The 25135-nt window shown below is 59.8% G+C and carries 23 protein-coding genes and 2 tRNA genes; 8 read left to right on the top strand and 17 right to left on the bottom strand.

What is annotated here, in order from left to right:
• Window positions 1-67: 67 nt before the first annotated feature.
• Window positions 68-508, top strand: a complete 441-nt coding sequence (locus BMZ40_RS01970; RefSeq protein WP_092372440.1) for a hypothetical protein — start codon at window positions 68-70, stop codon at window positions 506-508.
• Here BMZ40_RS01970 and BMZ40_RS01965 read toward each other — a convergent pair.
• Both BMZ40_RS01965 and BMZ40_RS01960 read right to left on the bottom strand, forming a co-directional pair.
• Window positions 488-1342, bottom strand: a complete 855-nt coding sequence (locus tag BMZ40_RS01965) for a histidinol-phosphatase (RefSeq protein WP_092372439.1) — start codon at window positions 1340-1342, stop codon at window positions 488-490. The genes BMZ40_RS01970 and BMZ40_RS01965 overlap by 21 nt on opposite strands.
• Window positions 1339-2733: an aminopeptidase P family protein gene (locus BMZ40_RS01960; RefSeq protein WP_092372438.1), complete on the bottom strand. Its 1395-nt coding sequence runs from the start codon at window positions 2731-2733 to the stop codon at window positions 1339-1341. The genes BMZ40_RS01965 and BMZ40_RS01960 overlap by 4 nt, the downstream gene beginning before the upstream one ends.
• A gap of 163 nt (window positions 2734-2896) precedes the next feature.
• On the opposite strand from BMZ40_RS01960, the gene BMZ40_RS01955 reads away from it, so the two are divergent.
• Window positions 2897-3535: a thiamine diphosphokinase gene (locus tag BMZ40_RS01955; protein WP_092372437.1), complete on the top strand. Its 639-nt coding sequence runs from the start codon at window positions 2897-2899 to the stop codon at window positions 3533-3535.
• A gap of 387 nt (window positions 3536-3922) precedes the next feature.
• On the opposite strand, the gene proB is transcribed toward BMZ40_RS01955, so the two are convergent.
• The 9 genes from proB to BMZ40_RS01910 form a co-directional block, all read right to left on the bottom strand.
• Entirely contained in the window at window positions 3923-5077 is a 1155-nt protein-coding gene (gene proB, locus BMZ40_RS01950; protein ID WP_092372436.1) for a glutamate 5-kinase, read from the bottom strand.
• The gene (gene obgE / locus BMZ40_RS01945) at window positions 5061-6098 is read right to left on the bottom strand and encodes a GTPase ObgE (protein WP_092372435.1); all 1038 of its coding nucleotides are present in this window, start codon (window positions 6096-6098) and stop codon (window positions 5061-5063) included. The genes proB and obgE overlap by 17 nt, the downstream gene beginning before the upstream one ends.
• Before the next feature lie 101 nt (window positions 6099-6199).
• On the bottom strand, window positions 6200-6466 hold the full coding sequence (rpmA, locus tag BMZ40_RS01940; protein ID WP_015775577.1) for a 50S ribosomal protein L27: 267 nt from the start codon (window positions 6464-6466) through the stop codon (window positions 6200-6202).
• Between the two features lie 15 nt (window positions 6467-6481).
• Window positions 6482-6793 carry a 50S ribosomal protein L21 gene (gene rplU, locus BMZ40_RS01935; protein WP_015775576.1) on the bottom strand — a complete coding sequence of 104 codons (312 nt, stop codon included), beginning with the start codon at window positions 6791-6793 and terminating at the stop codon, window positions 6482-6484.
• Window positions 6794-6944: 151 nt separating this feature from the next.
• Entirely contained in the window at window positions 6945-9581 is a 2637-nt protein-coding gene (locus BMZ40_RS01930) for a hybrid sensor histidine kinase/response regulator (RefSeq protein WP_092372434.1), read from the bottom strand.
• Complete coding sequence (locus tag BMZ40_RS01925; RefSeq protein WP_092372433.1) at window positions 9578-10303, bottom strand: ComF family protein; 726 nt, start codon at window positions 10301-10303, stop codon at window positions 9578-9580. Before BMZ40_RS01925 ends, BMZ40_RS01930 begins: the two co-directional genes overlap by 4 nt.
• On the bottom strand, window positions 10297-10857 hold the full coding sequence (locus BMZ40_RS01920; protein ID WP_092372432.1) for a flavodoxin family protein: 561 nt from the start codon (window positions 10855-10857) through the stop codon (window positions 10297-10299). Before BMZ40_RS01920 ends, BMZ40_RS01925 begins: the two co-directional genes overlap by 7 nt.
• The gene (locus BMZ40_RS19425; RefSeq protein WP_177192967.1) at window positions 10854-11030 is read right to left on the bottom strand and encodes a hypothetical protein; all 177 of its coding nucleotides are present in this window, start codon (window positions 11028-11030) and stop codon (window positions 10854-10856) included. Before BMZ40_RS19425 ends, BMZ40_RS01920 begins: the two co-directional genes overlap by 4 nt.
• A gap of 59 nt (window positions 11031-11089) precedes the next feature.
• Window positions 11090-11719, bottom strand: coding sequence for an MBL fold metallo-hydrolase (locus BMZ40_RS01910; RefSeq protein WP_092372430.1), 630 nt, complete (start codon window positions 11717-11719; stop codon window positions 11090-11092).
• Between the two features lie 123 nt (window positions 11720-11842).
• On the opposite strand from BMZ40_RS01910, the gene BMZ40_RS01905 reads away from it, so the two are divergent.
• From BMZ40_RS01905 to BMZ40_RS01880, 6 genes are all read left to right on the top strand, one after another.
• Window positions 11843-14293, top strand: a complete 2451-nt coding sequence (locus BMZ40_RS01905; protein WP_177192966.1) for a diguanylate cyclase domain-containing protein — start codon at window positions 11843-11845, stop codon at window positions 14291-14293.
• Window positions 14294-14334: 41 nt separating this feature from the next.
• Window positions 14335-14410, top strand: a tRNA-Asn gene (locus BMZ40_RS01900).
• A 634-nt stretch (window positions 14411-15044) separates the two neighbouring features.
• Window positions 15045-16121, top strand: coding sequence for a TOBE domain-containing protein (locus BMZ40_RS01895; RefSeq protein WP_092372428.1), 1077 nt, complete (start codon window positions 15045-15047; stop codon window positions 16119-16121).
• Between the two features lie 43 nt (window positions 16122-16164).
• Complete coding sequence (locus BMZ40_RS01890) at window positions 16165-17466, top strand: radical SAM protein (RefSeq protein ID WP_092372427.1); 1302 nt, start codon at window positions 16165-16167, stop codon at window positions 17464-17466.
• A 39-nt stretch (window positions 17467-17505) separates the two neighbouring features.
• Window positions 17506-18132, top strand: a complete 627-nt coding sequence (locus tag BMZ40_RS01885; protein ID WP_092372426.1) for a hypothetical protein — start codon at window positions 17506-17508, stop codon at window positions 18130-18132.
• Window positions 18133-18217: 85 nt separating this feature from the next.
• Window positions 18218-18293, top strand: a tRNA-Asn gene (locus tag BMZ40_RS01880).
• Between the two features lie 263 nt (window positions 18294-18556).
• Here the strand turns inward: BMZ40_RS01880 and trxB are convergent.
• Genes trxB through BMZ40_RS01850 form a run of 6 tightly spaced genes read right to left on the bottom strand, consistent with a single transcriptional unit; the run spans window position 18557 to window position 25054 of the window.
• The gene (gene trxB, locus BMZ40_RS01875; RefSeq protein ID WP_245750999.1) at window positions 18557-19504 is read right to left on the bottom strand and encodes a thioredoxin-disulfide reductase; all 948 of its coding nucleotides are present in this window, start codon (window positions 19502-19504) and stop codon (window positions 18557-18559) included.
• Between the two features lie 40 nt (window positions 19505-19544).
• The gene (locus BMZ40_RS01870) at window positions 19545-21965 is read right to left on the bottom strand and encodes a Lon protease family protein (protein WP_092372424.1); all 2421 of its coding nucleotides are present in this window, start codon (window positions 21963-21965) and stop codon (window positions 19545-19547) included.
• Complete coding sequence (locus BMZ40_RS01865) at window positions 21958-22410, bottom strand: Hsp20/alpha crystallin family protein (RefSeq protein WP_092372423.1); 453 nt, start codon at window positions 22408-22410, stop codon at window positions 21958-21960. The genes BMZ40_RS01870 and BMZ40_RS01865 overlap by 8 nt, the downstream gene beginning before the upstream one ends.
• A 27-nt stretch (window positions 22411-22437) precedes the next feature.
• On the bottom strand, window positions 22438-23340 hold the full coding sequence (locus tag BMZ40_RS01860; protein WP_092372422.1) for a hypothetical protein: 903 nt from the start codon (window positions 23338-23340) through the stop codon (window positions 22438-22440).
• Window positions 23337-24365, bottom strand: coding sequence for an ABC transporter ATP-binding protein (locus BMZ40_RS01855; protein WP_092372421.1), 1029 nt, complete (start codon window positions 24363-24365; stop codon window positions 23337-23339). Before BMZ40_RS01855 ends, BMZ40_RS01860 begins: the two co-directional genes overlap by 4 nt.
• Window positions 24362-25054 (bottom strand): ABC transporter permease, encoded by a 693-nt coding sequence (locus BMZ40_RS01850; protein WP_092372420.1) that lies wholly within the window; start codon window positions 25052-25054, stop codon window positions 24362-24364. The genes BMZ40_RS01855 and BMZ40_RS01850 overlap by 4 nt, the downstream gene beginning before the upstream one ends.
• Window positions 25055-25135: the final 81 nt, after the last annotated feature.

The raw sequence follows: 25135 nt of genomic DNA, 5'->3' as shown, positions 1-25135 counted from the left end.
GCTTGTTTACGTTTGACACTCCCCTATGCTATTTCAAAATATCGCTCCAAAAGGAAAGCTATCACTAATGCTCGAACGCATCACCCCCCGAGCCTACCCCCGCACGCGCCAGCTCACCGCCGCCCTTGTGTGGTCAGGAGTGGGTTTTTTTCTCTCCGCAAAGGGAATTTATCTTTTCCAGGAAGATTCCTGGGGCATGCTGCTGGCGGTGATCGTGGCTGGTGCGATTTTGGGGATGTTCAAAAGTAGACTCATCCTGGACCGAGTAGCCGACAGGATTATTCTGCACATCGGAGCCAAACCTTCGCGTACCTGTCTGGGAGGGCTTTTTTCCGTTCGGAACTGGTTGCTCATCGCGGTCATGATCATATTCGGACGCACCCTGAGCGTGCTTCCAATTGAAGCCGGAATAAAGACCGGCCTCTACGTCATGGTCGGCAGCGGCCTAGCCTATTCCAGCAGGTTGCTCTGGCGTGCATGGAAGAACTCAGCCGCAGAGACTCCCTAAAATCGGGGCGATTGAAGCCTCAGGTCCTCGCATCTTTCTCACTGCTAGCACTTCTTCTACCTGCGCAAACCCGTACCCGACATCCGCCACCCCATGAGCGTCGTCGCCGTAGGCTGCGCCAATCCCAAGTTTTGCCGCAGCGTCCAGGATCGGCGCGCAAACGTATGGTTCGGGCTGGCCTTTCAGCAGGGCCCGCGCGTTGATATCAAGGAAGGCGCCGGCGCCTTGAATCCATTCCAGATTGCGTATGATCCGTTTCCAGACCTCCGGCTCCGCCATGGTTTGCAAATAGTCCGGGTCGTGGAGTCGGATGAGATCGAAGTGCCCCACAACCTCCGGCTTGATCTCCCGCAACATTTCGAACTGCTCGTCGAAATAGGCCGCATACATCCGGCTGGTTCCACCACACCGCGCGGCAACCTTGTAGTAGGACTCCCGGGAAAAATCAAAACAAACACCCTGAACGTGATGGACCGAGCCCACTACGTAATCAAGCGCGTAATACTGGCGCAGTTCCTTTACCCATTCTGTGCAACCCGGATACCATTCAGTCTCCATGCCCACCAGAATCCGCATCCGATCATGGTAAGCGCGCGCAAGGGATCTGGCTTCGGCCACATAGAGGGCAAACCGAGCCTCCATCCAGCCCGACGTTCTGCCCAATTCGATTTCATCGGGATACAGTCCGGCGTCGCCAAAAGGCGGCATGTGCTCGGTCAGGCCGATGCATTCAAATCCGGCTCCATGATAGGCCGCCACGATATCCGCCAGTGTGTCGCGGGCGTGATCGCAGTATTGTCCGCTGTGCCCGCCGTGCAGACTGATCTTTCTCACGACGCATCTCCCATTCGCTTGCAAATATCGTCCACGCTTTTGGGAATGTCCTTACTCAAGACATCCCTGCCATCTTCGGTAACAAGCACGTCATCCTCTATGCGAATGCCTCCAAAATCAAGATAGGCATCCAGCGCCTCGTAATTGATGAACTCTTCAAGCCGCCGCTGCTCCCGCCATTGTCTGATGAGAGCTGGGATAAAATAAATGCCGGGTTCCACGGTCATGACAAACCCGGGCCTGAGTCTGCGGGCCATGCGCAAGCCTGACAGGCCAAACTGGGCAGCGCGCTTGAACTCATGGTCATATCCCACGAAATCCTCCCCCAGCGCCTCCATGTCATGCACATCGAGTCCCAGCATGTGCCCGAGCCCATGCGGAAAAAAGAGCGCGTGCGCGCCCCGCTGCACAGCTTCAAGCGGATCGCCCAGCATGAGCCCAAGATCCGTAAGGCCCTTGGCCACAACCCTGGCGGCAGCGAGGTGACATTCCACAAAGGGCACGCCCGGAGCCATGTTCAATGTCCCGACCGCCAGCGCTTCGAGCACAATCTCGTATATCTCCTTTTGCCGACTGGAAAACCGCCCGCCCACAGGCAGGGTGCGCGTGATATCCGAGGCATACCCCAAGGGCGAAACCACCCCGGAATCGACCAGCAGCAGATCGCCGTCGCGCAGAATCTGATCGTGAGTGTGATTGTGCAGCACCTCCCCGCGGCGGGACAGGATCATGGGGAATGCTTCCCGGCTGCCATGCGAAAAAATCAGCCCTTGAGAGCGACCATATAGTTCCATCTCCCTCGCACCGGGAACGCATGATTGCATGAGGCGGTCGTAAACGTCAGCGGAAATCGTGATGGCCTGACGGATTTGCGCCACTTCTGCGGGGCTCTTGACGCTACGCAATTCCACGATGCCCTGCACAAGGATGCTTGAAAAACCTGCCTCCAGCTCCAGGGCCGGGATGCCCAGGACGCCTGACAAGAGCAGGGCTGTCTCGCCTTGATAGGTTGGGGAGTAATGAATGCTGCGCCCCTGGCCTTTTGCCTGCCTGACGGTATGCGCCAGTTCGTGCATGGCCTTGCTCACGGCGATGCCGGAAAGATCCGCCCGTTCCGAAAGAGAAGGGGCCGCTCCGCTCCAGATGGTGTGTTCCATGCCCGGCTCGGGACCAAAAAGAATCTCTTCGCCGCTCTCGCAGTCCAGCCACAAGCAATGCCCCGGCCGATCAAGGCCCGTGAAATACAGAAAAGAGCCGTCCTGACGAAAGGGAAACGTGTTGGCGCGATAGTTCATGCCGATGAAATCATTGCCGGGCAGAAGAATGCAGCCGCTTCTTACGAGTCGGGCCAGCGCCGCCCGGCGGGCTGCGTAGACAGAGGAATCGAACATGGATGGCTCCTTTTCCGGTTGTCGGAACAAGACAAGGCGCCAAAACCCACCAAGGCAGACCATCCGGCGCCTTGCCTTGTTCGGCACGCATGATTAACTAGGGGCTTCGTATCGGGACGCGCCCGAAACAGCAAGAACGCCACTTTTCGATCGTGGAGGCACAATGCACTGGGTTCTCATGGCCAACGGGCCACTCGCTCTTTCTCCCGCAATCCGCCGATTCATCTCTTCCGCCGAGAGGCTGATCGGCGTCGATGGCGGCAGCAGGCATTTGCACACCATGGACGTGCTTCCACATCTGGCCGTCGGCGACATGGACTCCATCCCCACCGACCTGCTCGCCCGATACAGGGACGCGGGAGTGGAGCTGCATCTCCATCCTCCCAAAAAAGACGCCACGGATCTCGAACTGGCCATGGAACTGGCTCTGGAAAAAGGCGCCACGCGCATCTCGATACTGGGGGCGACCGGAGGCAGGCTCGACCATACCCTGGGCAATCTCTTTCTTCTGGCTCGCTGCCTGCCGGGCGGGATTCCGGCTTGCATCATGGACCAGGAGCAATGCATTCACCTCACGGACCAGCCCCTTACCCTGGAAGGCACCGTGGGTGACACGCTGTCCCTGCTCCCCGCCACGCCCGAGGCACGCGGGGTGAGCCTGTCAGGCCTTGAATACCCACTCCATGACGCCACCCTGACCTTCGGCACCAGTTGGGGCATGAGCAACGTCTTTGTGGAAAACCGGGCCACTGTCACCATTGGCAGCGGGCGTCTGTTCGTGTTTCACCTTTACGGTTCGTGACGGTGCCCTCTGGCGCACGGGAAAGCCCATATGGTGCTCAACCACCGCCATGATGCGGCCACAAAAATGAATAAGGCCCCATGCACGCTATCATGCAGGGAGCCTCGATTGTTCCGGTGGCAACGCGAAAACAGGTTTTTGACGAAGTCTTATGGACCAAGCACTATTATAACGCGTTTCGTCGAATCTGGACGAAGAGCCCAGCCGATTCACGCAAGCCCCGCCTACCACCGCGTCATCCTCGCGAAGGCGGGGATCCATTCCTCTACTTCAAATAACGACCCGAAACGACATAGATTCCCGCCTACGCAGGAATGACACCGAGAAGGTGCGGATGCTTACGACTTGGCTCAGCCCCAAAAACGGTATTTAGAATATGCCGACACATTACAGGGAGCTATCCAGCACCATGTTATCGCGGTGCACAACCTCCTGATGCGGGCAGGGGCCCAGGATTTTTTCGATCTCGGGGCTGCTCAGGCCCTGGATCTTACGCAACTCCACGGCCTTGAAGTTCGTGAGGCCCACGCCCACGGCGCCGCCATCGAGGCCCACGATTCTGACCAGGGCGCCCATGCCGAAGTTACCCTCCACCCCGGCGATGCCTGCGGCCAGAAGGCTCTTGCCCTTGCCCGTCAGCGCCCGCGCGGCCCCGTCGTCAACCACGATGGTTCCGGCCGGGTCCAGGTGGTAGGCCAGCCAAAACTTTCGGCCCGAGAGCATCTTTTGCGTTGGCGCGATCCAGGTGCCAAGGTCTTCCAGATCGAAAACTCGCTCCAGCACGTGCTTCTGCCGGCCCGAAACAATAAGCGTCGGGACGCCGATGGTGGCGGCGCGGCGGGCGGCCATGAGCTTGCTGAGCATCCCGCCGGTCCCAGCCCCGGTCTTGCCCCGGCACATGGACTGCAGATTGAGCTCGGAAATATTTTCGATGATTGGCACAAAGCGGGCGTCGGGATTTTCCAGCGGATTGTCGTCGAAGACGCCGTCGGCGGAGGTCAGATTGATGATCACATCGGCCCCGACCAGGTTGGCGACCATGGACGAAAGGGCGTCGTTATCGCCGAATTTGAGTTCCTGCACGGCCACCGTGTCATTCTCATTGACGATGGGGATGACCTTCCAGTCAAGCAAACGGCACATGGTGTTACGGGCGTTCAGGAAGCGCTCGCGGCTGCGCAGGTCGTCCTTGGTCAGGAGGACCTGCGCGGTGATCTTCTCATAATGGGCAAAAGCTTCATCATAGCTGTGCATGAGACGGCTCTGGCCCACGGCCGAGGCGGCCTGCTTGTGAACCATGCACCCGGCGGCCTTGTCGGCGCCAAGCACGCAGCGGCCCGCAGCCACGGCGCCAGAGGTCACAAGGACTATTTCAAGCCCCCGGTCATGAAGCCCCGCGATCTGATCGGCCAAACGGTTCACCACGCGCGGGTCAAGACCCTTTTCCGTGGTCAACACGGCGCTGCCAATCTTGATGATGACCCGTTTGGCCTTCTCCAGAATCCGGCGGCGCTGTTCGCGCCAATCAGTCGATAGTTCCATGTTCGGTTTCGTCCTTGACGGTCTGCAGATGCAGATTCCACATGGCATCCAGCACCACGTCCACTCCGGTTTCGTCCAACGCCGACATGAAGTACACTTTGAGCCCAAGCTGGTCAAAGGCTGCCCGCACCTCGGCCAAACGCTCCTCGTCAACCAGATCGATCTTGTTGATGACACGAATCTGAGGCTTCTCGCCAAGCGCCGGATCGAACATGCGCAACTCGTCGTCAAGTATATGGAACCCGGACAACGGGTCGTCCACATTCACATCCTCGATGCTCAGGATATGAACCAGAAAGCGGGACCGCTCCACGTGACGCAAAAAGGTGTGCCCCAGACCCTGGCCCGTATGGGCACCTTCGATGAGGCCGGGAATGTCTGCTACGACCAGCTTGCGCTCATGCTCGTCGATGACCACGCCAAGGTTGGGTGCCAGCGTGGTGAAGGGGTAGGCCGCGATTTTCGGCCGGGCCGCGGAGATGCGCGAAATGAGGGTGGACTTGCCCGCGTTGGGCAACCCCAGGAGGCCGACGTCGGCAAAGACCTTGAGTTCGAGGCGAATGTATTTTTCCACGCCCGGTTCTCCAGGCTGCGCGAAACGTGGCACCTGCATGACGGACGACTTGAAATGCGCATTGCCCTTGCCCCCGCGCCCGCCTTCGGCCACGACGATCTCCTGGCCATCCGTTGTGAAGTCGGCGATCAGCCGCTCCTGGCCATCCACTTCCTCGAAGACCTGGGTGCCCACGGGCACCTCGACGATCTTGTCTTCGCCGGCGCGGCCGTAGCACAGCCGCCCGCCACCGGGCCGCCCGCTCTCGGCTTCCTGGAAGGAAGCGTGACGATAATCGTAAAGAGTCAACAGGTTATTGTTGGCTCGCATGATAACGTCGCCACCCTTGCCCCCGTCCCCTCCGTCGGGGCCACCCCGAGGCACATATTTTTCCCGGCGGAACGAAACACTGCCCTGACCACCGCTTCCGGAACGGATGATGATCTTGGCCTCATCTACAAATCTCATGTTCTCTCCAGGTCCGAGGGGCAAAACCGCCGGACAGCAAAAAAAGCCGCCCAAGAGCACTCTCTTGAAGCGGCTTGAAAAAGGCTTGTACTGGACAAAGCCTAGACAGCAGGAACGATATTGACCCTGGTCTTGACCTTGTTCTTGCGGGTATACTTCTCAAACTTCACGACTCCGTCGATCAGAGCGAAAAGAGTGAAATCCTTGCCCACGCCAACGTTAACGCCGGGATGAACCTTGGTGCCATGCTGACGCACAAGAATGTTGCCCGCCAAAACCGTCTGGCCACCGAACTTTTTCACGCCAAGTCGCTGACCGGCACTGTCGCGCCCGTTGCGTGAACTACCACCTGCTTTTTTATGAGCCATTATTTCCTCCCGACACTAGGCCTGAATGGATTTCACTTTCAGGGTTGTATAATCCTGACGGTGACCCTGGGTTCTACGATAATCCTTGCGGCGTTTCTTTTTGAAAATGATGATCTTCTTGTCACGACCATGCTCAACCACTTCGCACTGCACGGCTGCGCCGTCGACGAAAGGCTGGCCGATCTTGACATCGGCGCCTGTTCCGACAAGCAGGATCTTGTCCAGAGTGAGCTCTGAACCGGCCTGCACGTCAAGCTTGGCTACCTTCAGACTGCGGCCTTCTTCCACACGAAACTGCTTTCCGCCCGTTTCCACGATTGCAAACATCTTGCGTCCTCCAAAATATTGAACGACGTGGCTACCTCTTCCGAGGTGCCCCGTCAAGACTTTCATAACGCTATAAAGCCGTCCGGAGCAGGACAGCTGTCGAGAGGGAGGATGCAAATAAAACGAAACCTGATGAGCGTCAACAAAAAATTCAAGAACACCAGGTTCCCAGTGTCTCGAGCAGATCCTGCAAGCAATAGGGCTTGGACAGGTGCCCGTTCATGCCCGCCCCCAGGCTCTTGAGCTGGTCCGACTCCAGGGCGTGGGCAGTCAGGGCGATGATCGGCACGCTCAGCCCCATGGACCTGATTTTCCTAGTGGCCTCAAGGCCGTCCATGACCGGCATCTGGATGTCCATGAGCACTATGTCGAAAACTTGCCCTGCCGCCAGGACATCCACCGCTTCACGCCCGTTCTCGACCAGCTGGACATCCTTCACGTTCAGACTGCTCAGCATCTTCATCAGCAAACTTCGATTGAACGGATTGTCCTCCGCCGCCAAGACCCGGACGTGTCCGAAGGAGCGTTCATCAGCGTCATTGGCTGCAAGCTGCCGCGCAGGAGCGGCCGCAGAGACATTCATGTCCAGAGTGAAGGCGAAAGTGCTGCCCTGGCCGACCTGGCTTTGCACCGAGATGCCGCTACCGCCCAGCAGACGCACCAGGCTGTTGGCGATGGTCAGGCCCAGGCCCGTTCCGCCGTATTCGCGTGTCAGGGAGCCATCCGCCTGTTCAAAGGAAATGAAGATACCCTGTTGCCGGTCTGGAGAAATGCCGATCCCGGTGTCGCGCACGGAAAAACAAAGCGAGGCCTTTCCTCCTGCGCCAATCTCCCCGCGAACGGAAAGCTCCACGCCGCCCTGTTCCGTGAACTTGATGGCGTTGCCGAGCAGATTGACCAGAATCTGCGTCAATCGCCCGGAATCCGTGCTCACTACCCGTGGCAATCCGGAAGTGACCAAACGCAGATCAAGCCCCTTTTTCTGCGCCTGATCGCTGAACATGGTCCGCACACGCGCAAGCAACTCGCCCAGTTCGACATCCTCGGGCACGATGCGCAGCATGCCGGCCTCTATCTTGGAAAAATCAAGAATGTCGTTGATGATGACCAGGAGACTCTCGGCGCAGACGCGGATCCCCTGCACGCAGTCCGTCTGCTCCGGATCGAGCCGTGTTCTGGCAAGCAATTCCCCGTGACCGAGAATGGAATTCATGGGCGTGCGGATTTCATGGCTCATGTTGGCCAGGAACATGCTTTTCGCCTGGGATGCGGCTTCCGCCCTGCGCCGGGCATCGACAATTTCGGTAACCTCGATGACGCTGACGATCATGCCGCCAAAAGCCTCCGCGCCCAGGACAGGCTGCATGCGCACCACCAGAGCCATGTCCCGGAAGGATTCCAGCTGGATTTCCCGCAGCCGGGTTCGAGGATCTTCCTGCAGGGCGCGCAATCCCTGCGCCATTTGCGTCCCGAGGATCCCGCCAGGGAAGAGGTCCCAGATTTTCCGCCCCAGAAGGCCGGCGGCTTCAATGCCCAGAATGCGGCACAGACTGTCGTTGACCTCGAGCACCCCTCCGCGCTCGTCGGTCAGGGCGACACCCTCGTTTATCCCCGAGAGAAGCGACTCAAGGCGCGATTTTTCCTGCAGAAGTTCGCGCTCGGCCTGCTTGCGCTGAGTCACGTCCATGAAAACTTCAAGAATCAGGGTCTCGCCCTGGAGGATGACCGGAATGGAACTCTTGATCACGTCCAGGGTTCGCCCTTCCAGGGCACGCATGCGCACCTCGTGCTCGAACTCGACTCGGGGCTGCCGTTCGGGGTCGTCGTCTTGGGCTTTTTCATAGAACATGTCCCACGGGACGCGACGCTCGAAAAACCAGCCGGGCTCGATATCGAGGAGGTTGGTCGCAGCAAGGTTGACCCGGCGGATGATCCGGTCCTGACCCAGGATGGCGATACCCACCGGCAGGGCCTCCAGGATTCTTTCCATGCCCGCGTTGGCTTCCACCACGGCCGCGCCGTCTTTTTCCCGGGATCTGAGCATGTCCGCAAAGGAAAACATGATACGCACGCACAGCGTGACCATGCCCGCCAGCAGGAAGATGACCAGCCCACAGGTCATGACCAGAAGCCTGTCGGCATTGGCCTGATGATTTTCGATGGCCAGGGCGATCCGGGCCCTGATGTCGCGCTGGAGAATGTCGGCTGTCGTCTCCGCCTGATCGAACAAGGCCTCGGCCTGTTCGTGGATGGACGCCATGTCGGCGGCCGCCTCCTCCGCTTCCGCCCCATCCAGGGCATGCAGGAGGTTGCGAACCATGAAATGCCCGTGATCCGAAATTTCCCGTACCATAGGGACGAGCTTCGAGGCTTCGCTCAGAAGTTCCGGGGGCATGGGCCGGGCCAGATGTATTCCCTGATCCGCACCCCGTCCGCCTGGAGCGCCCGCGCCGAGCTGGCCGCCCTGATGCATCACGACCAAGGATCCCCGCGAGCGCATGAGCGCCCTGTCGATCGTGGATTCAATCGCGAAAAGGCCAGGCAAGTCCGAGACGAGAGGCAGACGGTCAAAACCCAGGCGGGCCGAGTTCATTTCAACCCGAAAAGTCTGGACCAGATCCAGATGGGCCTGCTCGGCCTTCATCAGCAACTGATGTTCCCAAATGACACGGTAGCGATAGGCTTCCTTGATCCCCAGCAAGATGATCCCGAGCAACATGAGCGCCAGCAAGGCCAAAACCCGCCGTTGGTTCGGATGCTCCAGATTTATGGAGGAAAGGCTCTTCATACCGCCCTGCCCAGAAAAAAAATGTCCACTCGCCGCGCTTTGGCGGCAAGGCAGGCCTTTGCGCAGGCCGTCAGGGTCGCCCCCGTGGTCATGACGTCATCGACCAGCAGAACATGCCTACCGGACAGATTCATGGCCGCCTCGAAAGCGCCCGCGACGTTGCGATGCCTCTCGGCCCGGCCCAAGCTCGACTGGGCCCTGGTATCCCGGATCTTGCACAGACCGCGAAGAAGAGGAGCTATGCCGATAACCTTGCCGAGCATGCACGCCAGCTCGGCGCTTTGGTTGAAGCCTCGGTCTAGCACCCTTGCGGGCAGCATGGGTACGGGCACGACGCAGTCGGGGCGGGGCAGTCGGTGTCTGTCCCAGGCTTGGCGGATCAAGTCGCGCAGCAGCAGCCCCAGGCCGTGATCGTGATTGAACTTGTATTGATGGATAAGATCGCGCAGGGCTCCGGAGTAGGGTCCGTGAAAAGCCACTCCCGACCACGGGGGCTTGCCCAGGCGACAGGCGAGGCATGAATATGCGGGTGCGGCGGAGTCCTCGTAGCAGATGCCGCAGTCGGGACAGTACCCCCCGACACGCGGGGCAAGGAGTGCCCGGCAGGCTGGGCACAGAGGAAAATCGCCTGCATGTTCGAGCACCGCCGCGCAAAATTGGCAGCGGCGACCAGCCGCATGCAGCACGGCAGCCAGCCCGCGCGCAAGTCCCGCCCCTACCATCCGCTGCTCCCGGCCAGGTCGCGCACGGCGTCCTCGGCCGCGCGGTCCCGGGAAAAGTCATCGGCTCCGTCCAGGCCGCGCAGAAAGAGAGTCTTTTCGATGCGATAATCAAAAATCTGCAAGAAATAACGCAAGGTCGGCATGATTCCCGTGAAAAGATTCTCGCCCCGTGTCCGCCCCGCCACCAGCACGACATAGGCCCGGCGCTCGGCCTTCGGGACACGCAGGCCGTTTTGTCTGGCCATGTATCTGGACTGGGAACGGTCGATCCAGGCTTTGGCCTGGCTTGGCAGGTGATAAAAATAGACCGGCGCGGTCAGGACCAGTCCGGAGGCGTGGTCAAGCCGCGAAAAAAGCTCCTCCGCCCCATCCGGGCCAATTCTGCACAATCCGTCCTCGGAACAGAACCCGCATCCGGTGCAGGGTTCCATGCGATGATCCCGCAGAAACACGGGCCGAGGGGGCTGGTCCAGACTGCGCGCGAAAAGAGCGGCGGCGTGATCGCTGTTCCCCCCCGCCCGGGGGCTCATGGACATGATCAGAGGTTCAGTCATGAACGTGGCTTGCGAACGAATTCCGCACGCACGAATTCGCCGACTTCGCTCAGGCTGAGGGTCCAGTCGGTTTCCACATAAAGAGCGTTCTCAAGCTGGGGCACCACGCCCGGCTTGACCCAAAAAACCTGCCTGTCCGTACGGCTGAAGCGCAGCTGCCAACTGGCATCCACTCCCACGTGTCAGCACTTGTCGCGGAAATCATGTTCGCCTTCGGGGATCATGGCCACTCCTAACGGATGAATTCGGTAAAAAACGGATTGTTGAGCTTTTCCTGACCGACGGTGGTCTCGGGCCCGTGGCCGGGATACACCACCGTCTCCTCGGGCAGGGTGAATATATTGGTTCGCACGGAACGGATCAGCTCCCGCTCCGAGCTTCCGGGAAAATCGGTGCGTCCGACGGAGCGGTAAAAAAGCAGATCACCGACAAAAACCGAGCCCAGTTCCTCGAAATAGAAGGACAGACTGCCCGGACTGTGCCCGGGGGTGGCCAGCACCCGGCATGTCGTGCCGAGCAGGGGCAGCTCGCCTTCTTCCAGCGGCGTGAACGAAAAGGACGGAGTGCGCGGGAAGCCCATCATTCCGCCGCCGCCAAGTTCCGTTTCCAGGAGAAATCCATCCTTGACGCTGGCCATGACCGGGAGCCCCGTGGCCGCGACCAGGTCCGCGTTGCCCTGGATATGGTCAAAATGCAGGTGCGTGTTCAGAATCGCGGTCAGGCTGACTTCTTCGGAAGCAAGAAACGACAGGATTTCCTGCGCCTCCCCCCCCGGGTCGATAACCACGGCCTCACGGTCCGAGTGCACGACGTAGCAGTTTGTATCCAGCGGGCCAAGCGGCATGACGGTAACTTTGAGCATCAATTCCTCCCTTGGAAATTTTTGAGCCCAAGATGTAGCCAGCTTCGGCCCAAAACACAATTCTGCTTTCTGGACAAGGATTCCGGCATGAGGCAATGGCTTCAAAAACAACCGGGGTCAATTATGAACACGGCCACTTCCATCGAGACCGGCACGCTGCGCAGACAAGACATCATCGAATACGAGCCCCTGCTCAAGACAGCCCTGAGGGCCATCATCCCCTTTTCCTCCTACAGCCTCATGTTTCCGGCCAAAACACCAGAAGACATGGAAGCGGACCCGGTGCATCCTTTCGGACGCGCGGCGCTGGAGAATGACCGTCTCTCGCTGCCTCTGACGCATTCGGACAGACTGCTCGCGATCTTTGAAGCCCGGGGCGTAAACCCCGAGGAAACAGCCCGGGCACTGCCATTTCTGCCGCACATGGCTTCCCTGTGCCTGGAGCAGATCAAGATTCGCAAATCGGCCATCACCGATCCCCTGACCGGCCTCTTCAACCGCCACTGCATGCACCAGGCCCTGATCCGGGAAATTTCCGGCATCGTCGGCGCCATCATGCCCGGCCCGGAGGCCATGGCCGACGACTCCCTGCAAGGGCACAGCGCCTGCTTCGGCCTCATCATCCTGGACCTGGACCGCTTCCGCCAGATCAACGACAATTTCGGACACAACTTCGGAGACAGAATCCTGGTTCTGGCAGCGGAGCGTCTGCGGGCCGTCTGCCCCAAACAGACCCTGGTCTGCCGTCTGGACGGAGACTCCTTCGGCGTGCTCTGGCCGCAAGCCTCCCGCGCCAGGATGAGCGAGCTGGCGGTGAGCCTCGGTGCCGAACTGGCCCGGGTCACGGCCCGCTTCACGCCCCTGCGCGAGGATGTCGGCGTTTCGGCCAGTATCGGATACGTGAACTATCCACAGGATCTTCAGGGCGCGCAGTTCCAAAAAGCTCCCGAGGAGCAGGCCTGGCTGATTCTGGAAAAAGCCGAAAAAGCCCTGAGCACCGCCAAGGCCGGCGGCCGCTCCCAGATCTATTCCTTCCGGCAGATCCTCACCCAGGGCGGCGTGGTCCTTGACGTGATGCCCATGAACCGTCTGGTCATTAACCTCGGCCGGAGCATGGACGCCCACGAAGGGCAACGCTTCCTGATCTGGTCCCGCAAGTTCAACGGCAGCGAGACCATTGTCGGGACACAGGGCGACGCGATTTTCGGCCACTACCCACCCATGTACAAGGCAGAGATTTCGCTGGTCGAAGTGCAGGACGAGATGTCCATCGCCGAAGTGCTGGTGCAGAGCGATCCGAACTGGACCGTGGAGAAGGGCGACAAGCTGACCCTGCTCGACGACCACGCCGGACGCATGGAACAGCGCGAAGTCCAGCCCGGCGACCGCACTCCGCAAAAAGATCCCCTCACCGGCCTCTATCCCTACCGGGACTTTCTGCAGGCCTGGCAATCCGTCCGCGGCCAGGCAAAGAGTTTCTGCATGGTGCTCATGCGTCTTGAAACTCCCCATGCCGAACGCACGCCCATGGACAAGATGAAGGAAGAACAGTTCTTCCAGACCCTCGCCGGGCGGGTCGAAACCCTGTTCGGACCGGAAGCCCTTGGCGGACGGTTCAGCGTGAACTGCATCATCTACCATGTACCTGGGCTGGATCAGGAAGAATGCCTGCGCATGGTGCGCGAACTACTTGAGGACGAGCGCTTCGCCGGACTGGAAAAATCCGTCGGCATCGCGGCCTTCCCCTTTCTGGACTACACGCGTTCCGACATCCTGGAGAATGCGCGCAAGGCCCTGGATCACGCCGAATTCCTGCACGACGAGAGAATTGCCTGCTTCGACTCGGTCTCGCTGAACATCAGCGCCGACCGCCTTTTCGCCCAGGGCGAAACCTACGACGCCATCGCCGAATACAAGAAAGCCCTGACCGTCGACGAAGGCAACCTGCTGGCCCGCAATTCCCTTGGAGTCTGCTATGCAAGGCTGAACAAATACGCCACGGCCAGAACCATCTTTCAAGACCTCATCGCCCTCCATCCCGATCACATCATGCCGCTCTACAATTTCGGCTGCGCCTGTCTCAAGGATGGAGATCCCGTGGCCGCCCGGCAGGCCTTCGAGCAGGTGCTTACAATCCAGCCCGACCACGTCTACGCCATGATCCGGCTCGGCCTCATGGCGGAAGAGGAAGGGGACTTCGAGCGCGCCTGGAACCTCTACGAGCAGGTCCGGGCCATGTCCGACGGAGAGCACCTCGCCTCCACGCACAATCTGGCCTACCGCTACCTGGCCAGGCTTGCTTTTCGCCGCGACGACCGCGACACGGCCCGCGAATACCTGCACCAGGCCATCACCGCCAATCCCCAGGACGCCCACTCCTTCCACCTTCTGGCCACGATCTATCTGGAGCGCGGCGACGATCCGGAAATCGCCGAATCCCTGGCCCGGCAGAGCGTGCACCTCAAAACCGATGTCCCCGCCTTCTGGGAAGTGCTGATCACGGCCCTGGAACAGCAAGGCAAAACCGAGGAAGCGAACCAGACAAAAATTCGAGCCGCCGCTCAAACCTGTTGACAGAGCAGCCCTCTTTGCCTAAAGAGGCTCCTCACGCGCATTCCCCGGTAGCTCAGCTGGCAGAGCAGGTGGCTGTTAACCACCGTGTCGGCAGTTCAAATCTGTCCCGGGGAGCCAGACTTTTCAAGGCCCTTCACTCGAAGGGCCTTTTTTTATGCCGCATCGCAATAAAACGCTCTCCTCTTCCGCCCCAAAAAACCGAGCATCTCCTCCACATAAAGCCTGGATCCCCGCCTTCGCGGGGATGACTCCTCGGTAATGCCCAAGAGACCGCGCACAGCTTGCTACGCCCACGCATCAGCAATACCGAGAATATCACGCAGTGCCGTGGTGGGGCGGGTTGGTCCGGGCAGGTTGCTTCGACTGTCTGACTGAGCCAGGCATCGTTGGCAGAATCGTTGCTAGCCACCCCGCCACCCTCGTTGGTCCTGCACGCAACGATTCAGCCGTACGAGGCCCGCGAGGGAGTTTCGAGGCGGCCTGACCGGGCCAACCCGCCCCACCTCGCAGGCCAGACGAAAAAACCGAACCTCCCCACACAAAACCTGGATCCCCGCCTTCGCGGGGATGACACGTCGCGATGCCGGAGGGATGACGCATGAACCTACCGGGAGCAGACGCATCGTTATGCCAAAAGGCTGACGTGGCATTGCCGAGGGGATGACGCGGAGTAGTTCCGCAAAAACAACACAGCGCAATACCCAAAATAGACGCTTGCCTTCAAGCCACCCATCAGTTCATGATGGAGATCATGAAAGCCTCGCACAATCCAGCCCCCCGCCCCTCCTCCAGACACGCCGATCATGGCAGGATCGTCGAGGAAGGCCTGCCCTGTCTTGACTCCCTGCAGCTTGAACACCTGGAGCGCGAATTCCGGACCTGGGCCAAAGATTCCAAACGCGCGGACGTGACCATATCCCGCAAGCGCATCCTGCTCATCTTTCTGCTCATCCGCCACACCGGAGCCAAACTGCACGAGGTGCTGGACCTTAGCCCCCTGTCGGACATCGACCATGACCGCCTGATCGTGACTTTCGGCAAATCCATTCCGGAACAGGTCAGATCCGTGCCCCTGGCGCACGCTCTGGCCCTGGAAATCCGCGACCTGTTTACCGATGAAGCCTTTCGCAACACTGCCGGGCAGACGCTCGGCGTTGACCCCGCCTTTGTTCGGCGCAAATTCTATGAACGGGCCCTGGCCTGCGGCTTTCCCAAAAACCTTGGCAGTCCGGAAATGATCCGCAAGTCCAGGGGGGTGGAGCTGATGCAGTCCAACATGCCCCTGCCCGCCGTACAAATGTATCTCGGGCACTCCACGCCCAACCTGACCTCCGCCTACGTATCCTTTTCCGAAGACGAGATACGAGTCATCACCTCGTCCTTCCTGCAACGGGAAAGCCACCGCAAGACCAGCGCACGCAATTCCTTTTTCGGTAAAATCACGGGCATTCGTCCCGCCGACATCCAGGCCGAGGTCGAGCTCACCACCCTTGACGGCCAGATCATCTCTTCGGTCATCACCCTGGACAGCCTGCACCGTCTGGGACTCAAGACCGGGCGACTGGCCACGGTGGAGGTCAAGGCGCCCTGGGTGACCCTCTACAAAACTGAGAACGAGCCTCTCTGCACAGCTGAAAATCGCATCCCCGGCGTCATCACCCGCATCAAGCGCGGCCGGGTCAACACCGAGTACCTGCTGCGCATCGGCCCGGACACGGAGCTGTGCGTGATCACGACCACTGACAGCCTGCGCCGTCTTGAGCTGCAGGAAAGGGACGCTGTCTGGGCAGTTTTCGGCAGTTACGCCACCATTCTACGGGTCGATTGACCCGTCCAAGGTCGCATCGTCTTAACCAGGAGACATTGATCCCATGAACGATGAACAGACGAGAGACCACTTTATCGAGATGAACGCCCGTGAATACGGCCCCATCTTCAATTACATCAATTGGATCACCGAGGAACGCGCCAGGCTGGCGAATCAGGAACGAATTCAACTCCTGCAAGCGCCGGGCGTCAGCGTGTCGTGCCTTGGGACCAAGATCCATCACGGCGCGTTGTCACCGGGATGCCTGCAGTGCTCGGGAATGGCATGGTCCTGCCTGTTCATCAGCGGCCGATGCAACGGGCGGTGCTTCTACTGTCCGACGCCCCAAAACATGGATGACCCGCCCATGTCCGGGAGCGTGCCGTTCCATCGCGCCCAGGACTACGCCGACTATGTCCGCTTTTTCGGATTCGCAGGAGCGAGCGTCAGTGGCGGCGAACCCTTTCTGGACTTCGACAAGAGTCTCGCCTTCGTGCAGAGCTTGCGCCGCACCTGCGACCCGGCACTGCACATCTGGCTCTACACCAACGGCATGCTGGTCACGGAAGAGAAGCTCGCCAGACTTGCGGCCGCCGGGCTGAACGAGATCCGCTTCGACATCGGGGCCACGGACTATGACCTCAAATTCGTGCGTCAGGCAGCAGGCATCGTGGCCACAGTCACGGTGGAAATTCCCGCCGTGCCGGAAGAAGCCGGACTCCTTGAGGCTTTGCTGCCCGAACTGTCGACGGTCGGAGTTTCGCATCTGAACCTGCACCAGCTGCGCCTCACCCCCCACAATGCCAGACATTTGCTTGAACATGATTATACGTACATTCATGGCCCCAAGGTCACTGTGCTGGAGTCGGAGCTCTGCGCCCTCGGGCTCGTGGCCCATGCGGCCGCAAACAAGCTGGAACTTGCTGTCAATTACTGCTCCTTTGTCTACAAATACCGCTTTCAGGCCGCAGCAAGCCGCAGGAGATTTGGAGTGCGCCTGCTTGAAAATGGTGAATTGCTGACTGAGAACGGCTTCATTCGTACCCCTGCGACGGCTGTGGCCGCGACGGAGGCCGGTTCAAACCCGCCAGCCCAGGAGGAAGCAGACCTGCTCGGAATGAACCGTGCAGGCCGCCCGAGCTACGCGGCCGCCTTTGTGCGCCCCCTGGCCAACCCGGAGTTCCAGCACCGGGAGATACCAATCTCCGTGGATTTCGCTGTGTTTTTGGAACGCCATCCCGCCAGGCCGACAGCGGACACCGTCGCTCAGCATCCTGAAGCTGATCCGGCCACGGCGAGCCTGCATCAGCCCAGTCTTGAAGAATCGTACGAATGGATCACGCCAGGCCTTGGCGTGTACTTTTGAAAAGAAACCCGCTTTCCCTGATTTTTTCCTGGAGGAGCCATGAACATTCTCTCGACCCGCAAAGTTTTCATATATGCAGCGATATCGGCCTTGCTGACACTGATCTTGGCCTGCTCGCACACTCCGTTCAGCGAACGCTACCAGCCAGGAGCCGACACGGTTTTCCTGTGGCGGAACGAACCCATCCCTCTGGAGCCGGATTGGAGATATCTTGACGAGGCGAAGGTCTTGGTGCGCGGCGAAATCCAGGATTCCATCCTGACCCCGGTGGACGAGGTCAGGTCCCTCATCTTTGTGCGCGAAGGGCAGGAGCCTCCCGCGATCCTGATCCTGTCCCGGGTGATCAAGACCAGCCAGGTTGACATTTTCCGTTACCTTGGCGGAATCAAGAAAGACATCGAAGGCTACCCCTACCGCGAAGCCGCCTATGGACTGAGTTCTGATTCGACCGATCCGGAATACGGAAAGTATCTTGAAAAAATCCGCGCGGCAGGCCTTACACCGGCGCCGGAGTACAGGGTCCGGGTTCTGGACAGACTGCCCGTGAACACGACGCTGGTCCGCATCATGGAACTCACCCCCGGAAAAGCGCACCTCACCCTGCCCGCGTATGGCAAACTGTACCCGCAGGAACGCCGGGAATTGTTCCATCACCGACCATTCTAGATACGAAACCTGTTGAAAATGAAGTGGAAAACTACATGGTTGACAGTCCGCCTCCCTTTCCATAAAAGCGCTTTCTGGCTCTTGTTCCCCGGTAGCTCAGCTGGCAGAGCAGGTGGCTGTTAACCACCGTGTCGGCAGTTCAAATCTGTCCCGGGGAGCCACGAATTTTCCGCCCATACGGCGACAAAACCCCTTGAATTCTCAAGGGGTTTTTTGTTGGCCGTGTCACATGCCCATAGGCTCAGGCTCACTGCCTTCCAGACTTCCGTTTCCGATTCTTGCAACCGCCGCCACATGGCCAAACACTGTCGTCCCCACAAACGTCTGCCCGCGTGGTCAGAAAATACCGCAAATAGCGGCAGCCTAAAAAAAACGGCGCAAAGCCGAAGCCCCGCGCCGTAAAGCGTGCCTTGTGCCTGCCGCTCTATTTGCGGGCAGCCTGGGCTTTTCGCGCTTCCACGTAGTGGGCGGCGGCCAGCGCAGCCACACAGCCGTCGGCCGCAGCCAGGACGATCTGGTTGGCGTACTTCTGACGCAGGTCGCCCACGGCGAAAATGCCGGGCAGGTTGGTTTCGCATTTCTCGTCGGTGACGACGTAACCGGCAGCGTTCATCTTGACGCCCGCAGGAACGAGGGCGTTGTTGGGCAGGAAGCCCACAAAGATGAACACGCCGTCGGTGGCGATATTGTGGGTCTCCTCGGTCTTCAAGTTTCTGACCGTCACTCCGGTCACGCCCTGATCATCGGCGGCGATGTCGTCCAGCACGGAATCAAGCACCAGGGAGATACGAGGCTCGGCGAACACCCGCTGCTGCAGGATCCGACTGCCGCGAAATTCATCACGGCGATGCACCAGATAGACCTTGGCGCAAATCTTGGACAGGTAGAGAGCGTCTTCAAGGGCCGTGTCTCCACCGCCGACCACGACAACGGTCTTGCCGCGAAAAAAGAACCCGTCGCAGGTGGCGCAATAGGACACACCCTTGCCGTACTGCTCCATCTCGCCGCGCACGCCCAGCTTGCGGGCCGATCCACCCGGAGCGAGAATGACCGAGTGCGCGTGCAGGCGCGTGCCGTCGCCAAGGACCACCTCATGATAATCCACCCCGGGCTCGACCCGGGCGACTTCGTTTTCCCGAATTTCCAGATCGTACCGCTTGGCGTGATTCAGGAATTTCTCGCACAACTCGAAACCGCCGACCTCTTCGATACCTGGATAGTTTTCCACGTCCTTGGTCAGGGCGATCTGGCCGCCCGGCATGCCCTTTTCTATCAGAACCGTGTGCAGGGCCGCGCGCATGGCGTAGATTCCCGCAGAGAGCCCGGCCGGGCCACCGCCGACAATAACCAGATCATACATTTCGTTTTCCAAGACATTCTCCTTCAAGGTTGGCCCCAAGGTTGATCCCTGATCAGGCCTGTTCCTGTTTATCTTCCTGCTTGCCGAATTTTGCCATGCTCTCGGCCAGTTCTTTAAGCCGCTGATCCGCCAAGGCGTAAATGCTGCCCTTGGGATAGGAGCCGTCCTTTCTTCGTGTGCCGGCCTTTTTGCCGGTCAAAAGCCCGATGCCTTCCTCGATATTGGCCACGGACCAGATGTTGAAGCGATCCTGGCTCACGGCCTCGACCACTTCCGCCTTGAGCATGAGATCCGGGACATTGGCCCTTGGAATGATCACGCCTTGCGTCCCGGTCAGGCCCTTGGCCTTGCAACAGGCGAAAAACCCCTCGATCTTGTGATTGACGCCGCCGATGGCCTGGACCTCGCCGTTCTGATTCACGGAACCGGTCACGGCAATTCCCTGCTTGATGGGCACCCCCGAAAGGCTGGAAAGCAGCGCGTACATCTCGGTGGAGGAGGCGCTGTCGCCGTCCACCCCGGAATAGCTCTGCTCGAAGGCAATGGAGGCACTGACGGCCAGGGGTTTGTCCTGGGCGAACATCTTGCGCAGGTACCCGCCAAGGATGAGCACGCCCTTGTTGTGGGTGCTTCCCGAAAGATCGGCTTCCCGCTCTATGTTGATGATCCCGGCCTTGCCCATGGACGTGGCGGCGGTGATGCGACTGGGTTTCCCGAACATCACGTCGCCCATGTTGTACACGGCCAGACCGTTGATCTGTCCGACCTTGGCCCCGTCGGTATCGATCATGATCGACCCGCGGTCAATCATGTCCTGGATCTTTTCCTCAATGAGGCTCGATCGATGAATGCGGGCCTCGATGGCCCGGACAACGTCGTCGCGGAGCACCGTCTCACGGCCGTCCTGTCCGGCAAAATAATCGGCCTCCATGAGCAGATCGGTCAGCTTCGGAAAGGTCGCGGCCATCTTTTCCTGCCGTCCGCCCATGCGCACGGCCTCTTCCACCAGCGCGGCCACGGCGGAACGGTCGAAGGCCCGTAGGCCATGCTCCTCGGACTGAGTGTGGATGAAGCGCGCGAAGCGGAGCACGGACTCGCCGGTCTTGTCCATGGTGGAGTCGAAATCCGCACGGATCTTGAAAATCTTGGGCACATCGTCGTCGTAATACTGCAACAGGTGATACAGATGGGTGTCGGCCAGAACTATGACCTTGATGTCCATCTCGATGGGTTCGGGCTTCATGGATGAAGTGGTGAACAGATAGAAGGGGTCGTAGGTCTGAATCTCCATCTTGCGGCTTTTGAGCGCCCGCTTCAGAGACTGCCACACGCCCGGTTCCATGATGGCGTCCAGCAGGTTCAGAACCAGATATCCGCCGTTGGCGCGCACGAAGGAACCGGCCTTGATGCGGGAAAAATCCGTGCGCCAGACCCCGCTGCGGTCCACGATGCGCTCGATGCTGCCGAAAAGATTGCGGTAGGTCGGATACTCCTCGATGATGATTGGCGGGCCCTGCTGCTCGCCGTTGTCGACCAGCACGTTGACCGAATACTGCTCGAAAGGGTCTCCCACGGGTATGTGCGGCGGGCGCTCCTGATTGAAGAAGATGGCGATGTTGTCGACCATGTCGTCGACCATGTGCCGGAAATAGGCATCAAGCTCGGCGCAGACGAATTCGGCTTTGAGCGGCGCGATGAGGTCACCTGCAAGGTTGGAAAACATGAGCTTGTCGGCCTGCCGGTTCTTTTCCTGGATTTCCTTCTGCAGAACCCGAATCTGCAAAAAGATGGAATCTATCTCGGTCTTGATCTCGACATGCTTGGCCTTGATGCGGTCGAATTCTTCCCTGGGAAAACGCCCCTTTTCAACCATCTGCTCAAGCTTCAGAATCGGAGTGGGCTCGCCGTCGACGATGGGCATGACCTCCGGCTGCTGACCCTGTCGGCCCTGAAAGGTGACCAGCGTGAAGCCGGCCTCCTTGACCTGCTTTTCGAGGTTCATGAAGAAACTGGCGGTCTTTTTCTCGTAAACCTCGTTGATCTCGTTCTTGCGCGCCAGATATTCAGAACTCTCGAAGAGCTTGGGCACCTCTTTTTTGAGTTCCTCGACCAGCTGCTGCATGTTTTTCTTCAGTCTCGCGCCAAAGCCCGGGCCAAGACGCACCAGAATGGGTGCCTCGGGATCCTTGAAGTTGTTCAGATAGCAGAGGTCTCCGGGGATTTTCCCGTCCTGCACGACCTTGGCGAGGACCTTCTTCACCGCATCCATGCGCCCGGTACGCGGAGCTCCTGTGACCAGAATGTTATAGCCCGGACGCTGGATGCCGATGCCGAACCTGAGCGCGTCCACGCCCCGGTCCTGCCCCAAAATTTCATCCAGGGGTTCGAGCTCGTCCGTCGTGGCAAAAGGCAGGGTGGATGTGTCGAGGGTCCACCGCAGCTCCTCAGTCGTCAATCGTAAAGATTCACTCATTCCTACCTCGCTCGTGTTCTTCCGTACTCACCTGCACGGGCGTGCAGTCCTTGCATTTGGGCAAGACAACGCGCAGCACGCCGCCCGAATAACTGGCGCGGACCTGATCGGTCTGCACTGGCGCGGGCAGACGCACCGAGCTTGAAAATCCCTGATGGGAAATGCTCAGTCCACGGCCGTCCCGGACCTCCTCGATCTTTTCACCGGCCAGGGACAATTGATGGCCGGTGATCGAAACCTTGATGGATTGCGGATCAAGGCCCGGAACATGCGCCGAAACGATGACGGCATCCTTTTCGTTGAGCACGCGCACATCTGGCTCGCGACGCAGCAGCCGCAGGTCCATGGGGTTGCAGAAATCGCGCACAAAGGAATCGAAAAGCTCCTCCATGTCCTGTTTGAGCTTACCGAGTTCGGTGCGGTGCCACAAATGCAGGTTGGACATATCTCCCTCCGCAAAAAAGTGGGCCAATCAAATGCCGGAAAACAAGGTAGTGTACGAAATGTTTCCGGCGTCGCCTATACAGTGAATATCATCCCGGATGGCGCCTTGGTCAAGTCCGGTTTCAAGATCGGCGCGCAAGGACGGCAAGCCGCCAAGACGCTGGGCATGATCGAAATCGACGATCAGCAGACGGGCACGGGGATGGATGACGGGATTCCCGGCGAAACGATACCGTTTCAAGTGCGGCGTTTCAAGCGCTCGGGAGCGTTCAAGGAAATCATGGAACCAGGAGTCCATGACCTCTTTGTCCGCGAGGAGACGACCTAGCTCGTGCATGCGCCAGACGATCCCGCCTCGCCCCGCAAGACGCAGATCACCGTCCTGGTAACGGCGAAGCAGAAAAAAAACGACCGTGCCCCGGGGAGAGAGAACGACCAGGTCGGCCCGTCCGGAAGGCAAGACGGCGTCCACGCCCAGGACGCAGGAATGTCTCAGAAAGAGCCGGTCGAGGATGGCCGCCCGCCGATCTTCATGCCGGCAGACCCGGCGCCGCACGCGCTCATGGAACCGGGCGAGATCGGCCAGGCACTCAACCCGCCGTTGCCGAGGCAAGGCTTCGGCATCGCCAAGCACGGCCATTGAACCGGGATGCGACAGAAGCAGATGCTCCGGCGCGATGCGACACTGCAGCGCCGGGCCGTGAAGGCAGACTTCCGCAAAGACGTTGCCGCGCAGGCGTACGGTGATCCCGGTTTCATCCACGCGCGGAACCGCCTCGACATCCCCAATGATCCGCGCCCACCAGCTCCGGGGATCCAGGCGCAGTTCGTTGCAGCGGCGGCAAAGTTCCGGCCATTGCGCTTCAAGGGCTTTTTTTCGAAACTCCGTATGCGCCGTATTCCCGTCCCTTTCTTCCTGACTCGTGCTCATGCGGTCTCGGGCATCCGGCCCGGGCAGTCCAAAAAACACTCCACGGCAGAAGACGGTATGTCGACACGCACCAAGGCCCCGATCTCAAGACCTGCCCCCCAAAATTCCTTCAACGCCATCTGCACATGCAGCGGCCGGCCCAAATCAACGCTCAGGCTGACCATGTCGCCTTCAAGCCGGATCCGGGTCAATATCCCCTGATTCGGCCCGGGCTCCCTGGCCACTCCAAGACGCACCGCGCCCGGTTCAATGACCACCCGACCCCGCCCCGGTCCACACCGTGGAACCGGCACGCGAAAGCCCGCAGCGATTCGACACCAGGTCTGGCCGTTTTCATCCGCGAACTGTCCGGCGTAGGAGTTGCTCAGGGGACGGGCGGCAAGGCGGCCGTCCTCCAGATAAATGACCTCGGGGCACAGCGCCGCAGCCTGAGAGCGATTGTGAGTGCAAAGCACGATGGTGGTGTCGCCCCGGTCGCGCAGATCAGCCACGATCTGCTCGATGATGACTCGGTTCTGGGTGTCAACGCTGGCCGTGGGCTCATCCAGAAGCAGAACCTTGGGACGGCTGGCCAGGGAGCGGGCAATGGCCACGCGCTGCGTTTCTCCTCCGGAAAGGCGCGGCGCATGGCTATCGGCCAGATGGGCGAGACCAACAAGGTCCAGTGCCTCGTTGACCAGATGTTCGCGGCGGTCCTTCTCCACTCCCCGGATGGCCAGCCCGTATCCCACATTTTCGCGTACGCTTCGGCTGAACATGACCGGATGCTGCTCGACCAGCCCGACATTGCGGCGCAGGGAGCGGAGCGCGGGTTCTTTCCAGACCACGGACTTGCCCTCGAAACGGATCTGCCCCTGATGCGGAGCATTCAAGAAGGAAAGGATGCCGAGCAGGGTCGACTTTCCGGCACCGTTGGGCCCTTGCAGAGAATAGGCTTCGCCCTCCTTGATGCTCAGTCGCGGCAGATCGAGTACCACCCGGCCGTCGTAGACAACGCGCACGTCGTGCAGTTCGAAAAGACTCATCGCTGCGTCCTCCCCTGTGCGTAGCCCAGCAGTACGTTCACGGCCAGGCTGATGGCCAGCAGCACAATGCCCAGCCCCAGAGCGAGGACGAACTCGCCCTTGTCGTATTCCAGGGCCATGGCCGTGGTCATGGTCCGAGTGAAACCCTTGGCGTTGCCGCCGAGCATCATGGAGATGCCTATCTCCGAAATGACCCGGCCAAAGGCGGCCACAATGGCGGCCATGATGCTGAAACGCGCCTCACGCAGAATCACCAGCGCGACCTGCCAGGGTGAAGCGCCCAGCGTCAGGGCCGTACGGCGATAGCGATCGTCGATGCGGCCCACGGCGGCAATGGTGAAGGCAATGACAATGGGAGTGATGAGGATGATCTGACCGAAGATCATGGCCTTTTGCGTGTACAGCCAACCAAGGGAGCCCAAAACGCCGCGCCGCGAAAGCAGGGAATAGACCAGCAGGCCAATGACCACGGTGGGCAGGGCCAGCATGGTATTGAAAAAGGTGATGACGGCCTGCTTGGCGCGAAAACGCCCGACTCCGATCAGAAACCCCGCAGGTACGCCAAGAATGCACGCGGCCGCCGTGGACCAGAAGCTCACGTTCAGGGACACGCCGACGATATGCAGGAGTTCAGCATCGAACTCGAGCAGCAGCCTGAGCGCGGCCCAAAAACTGTCCAGAAAAAACATGCAGCCCCCGAATCAAGAAGGCGTTGTAAAAAAAAGGCCCGCTACCGGAGCGGGCCGTCTCAAACCTCACGTTGAGCACCC

Source organism: Desulfomicrobium apsheronum, from assembly GCF_900114115.1.
GTDB classification, from domain to species: Bacteria; Desulfobacterota; Desulfovibrionia; order Desulfovibrionales; family Desulfomicrobiaceae; genus Desulfomicrobium; species Desulfomicrobium apsheronum.
This window is presented reverse-complemented; position numbering and strand designations above follow the sequence as displayed.

What these genes read in the sequence shown, in the direction of transcription:
- BMZ40_RS01970 (WP_092372440.1), top strand. Translation starts at nt 68, where the DNA reads ATGCTCGAACGCATCACCCCCCGAGCCTACCCCCGCACGCGCCAGCTC.
- BMZ40_RS01960 (WP_092372438.1), bottom strand. Translation starts at nt 2,733, where the DNA reads ATGTTCGATTCCTCTGTCTACGCAGCCCGCCGGGCGGCGCTGGCCCGA.
- BMZ40_RS01955 (WP_092372437.1), top strand. Translation starts at nt 2,897, where the DNA reads ATGCACTGGGTTCTCATGGCCAACGGGCCACTCGCTCTTTCTCCCGCA.
- proB (WP_092372436.1), bottom strand. Translation starts at nt 5,077, where the DNA reads ATGGAACTATCGACTGATTGGCGCGAACAGCGCCGCCGGATTCTGGAG.
- obgE (WP_092372435.1), bottom strand. Translation starts at nt 6,098, where the DNA reads ATGAGATTTGTAGATGAGGCCAAGATCATCATCCGTTCCGGAAGCGGT.
- rpmA (WP_015775577.1), bottom strand. Translation starts at nt 6,466, where the DNA reads ATGGCTCATAAAAAAGCAGGTGGTAGTTCACGCAACGGGCGCGACAGT.
- rplU (WP_015775576.1), bottom strand. Translation starts at nt 6,793, where the DNA reads ATGTTTGCAATCGTGGAAACGGGCGGAAAGCAGTTTCGTGTGGAAGAA.
- BMZ40_RS01930 (WP_092372434.1), bottom strand. Translation starts at nt 9,581, where the DNA reads ATGAAGAGCCTTTCCTCCATAAATCTGGAGCATCCGAACCAACGGCGG.
- BMZ40_RS01925 (WP_092372433.1), bottom strand. Translation starts at nt 10,303, where the DNA reads ATGGTAGGGGCGGGACTTGCGCGCGGGCTGGCTGCCGTGCTGCATGCG.
- BMZ40_RS01920 (WP_092372432.1), bottom strand. Translation starts at nt 10,857, where the DNA reads ATGACTGAACCTCTGATCATGTCCATGAGCCCCCGGGCGGGGGGGAAC.
- BMZ40_RS01910 (WP_092372430.1), bottom strand. Translation starts at nt 11,719, where the DNA reads ATGCTCAAAGTTACCGTCATGCCGCTTGGCCCGCTGGATACAAACTGC.
- BMZ40_RS01905 (WP_177192966.1), top strand. Translation starts at nt 11,843, where the DNA reads ATGAACACGGCCACTTCCATCGAGACCGGCACGCTGCGCAGACAAGAC.
- BMZ40_RS01895 (WP_092372428.1), top strand. Translation starts at nt 15,045, where the DNA reads ATGAAAGCCTCGCACAATCCAGCCCCCCGCCCCTCCTCCAGACACGCC.
- BMZ40_RS01890 (WP_092372427.1), top strand. Translation starts at nt 16,165, where the DNA reads ATGAACGATGAACAGACGAGAGACCACTTTATCGAGATGAACGCCCGT.
- BMZ40_RS01885 (WP_092372426.1), top strand. Translation starts at nt 17,506, where the DNA reads ATGAACATTCTCTCGACCCGCAAAGTTTTCATATATGCAGCGATATCG.
- BMZ40_RS01870 (WP_092372424.1), bottom strand. Translation starts at nt 21,965, where the DNA reads ATGAGTGAATCTTTACGATTGACGACTGAGGAGCTGCGGTGGACCCTC.
- BMZ40_RS01865 (WP_092372423.1), bottom strand. Translation starts at nt 22,410, where the DNA reads ATGTCCAACCTGCATTTGTGGCACCGCACCGAACTCGGTAAGCTCAAA.
- BMZ40_RS01860 (WP_092372422.1), bottom strand. Translation starts at nt 23,340, where the DNA reads ATGAGCACGAGTCAGGAAGAAAGGGACGGGAATACGGCGCATACGGAG.
- BMZ40_RS01855 (WP_092372421.1), bottom strand. Translation starts at nt 24,365, where the DNA reads ATGAGTCTTTTCGAACTGCACGACGTGCGCGTTGTCTACGACGGCCGG.
- BMZ40_RS01850 (WP_092372420.1), bottom strand. Translation starts at nt 25,054, where the DNA reads ATGTTTTTTCTGGACAGTTTTTGGGCCGCGCTCAGGCTGCTGCTCGAG.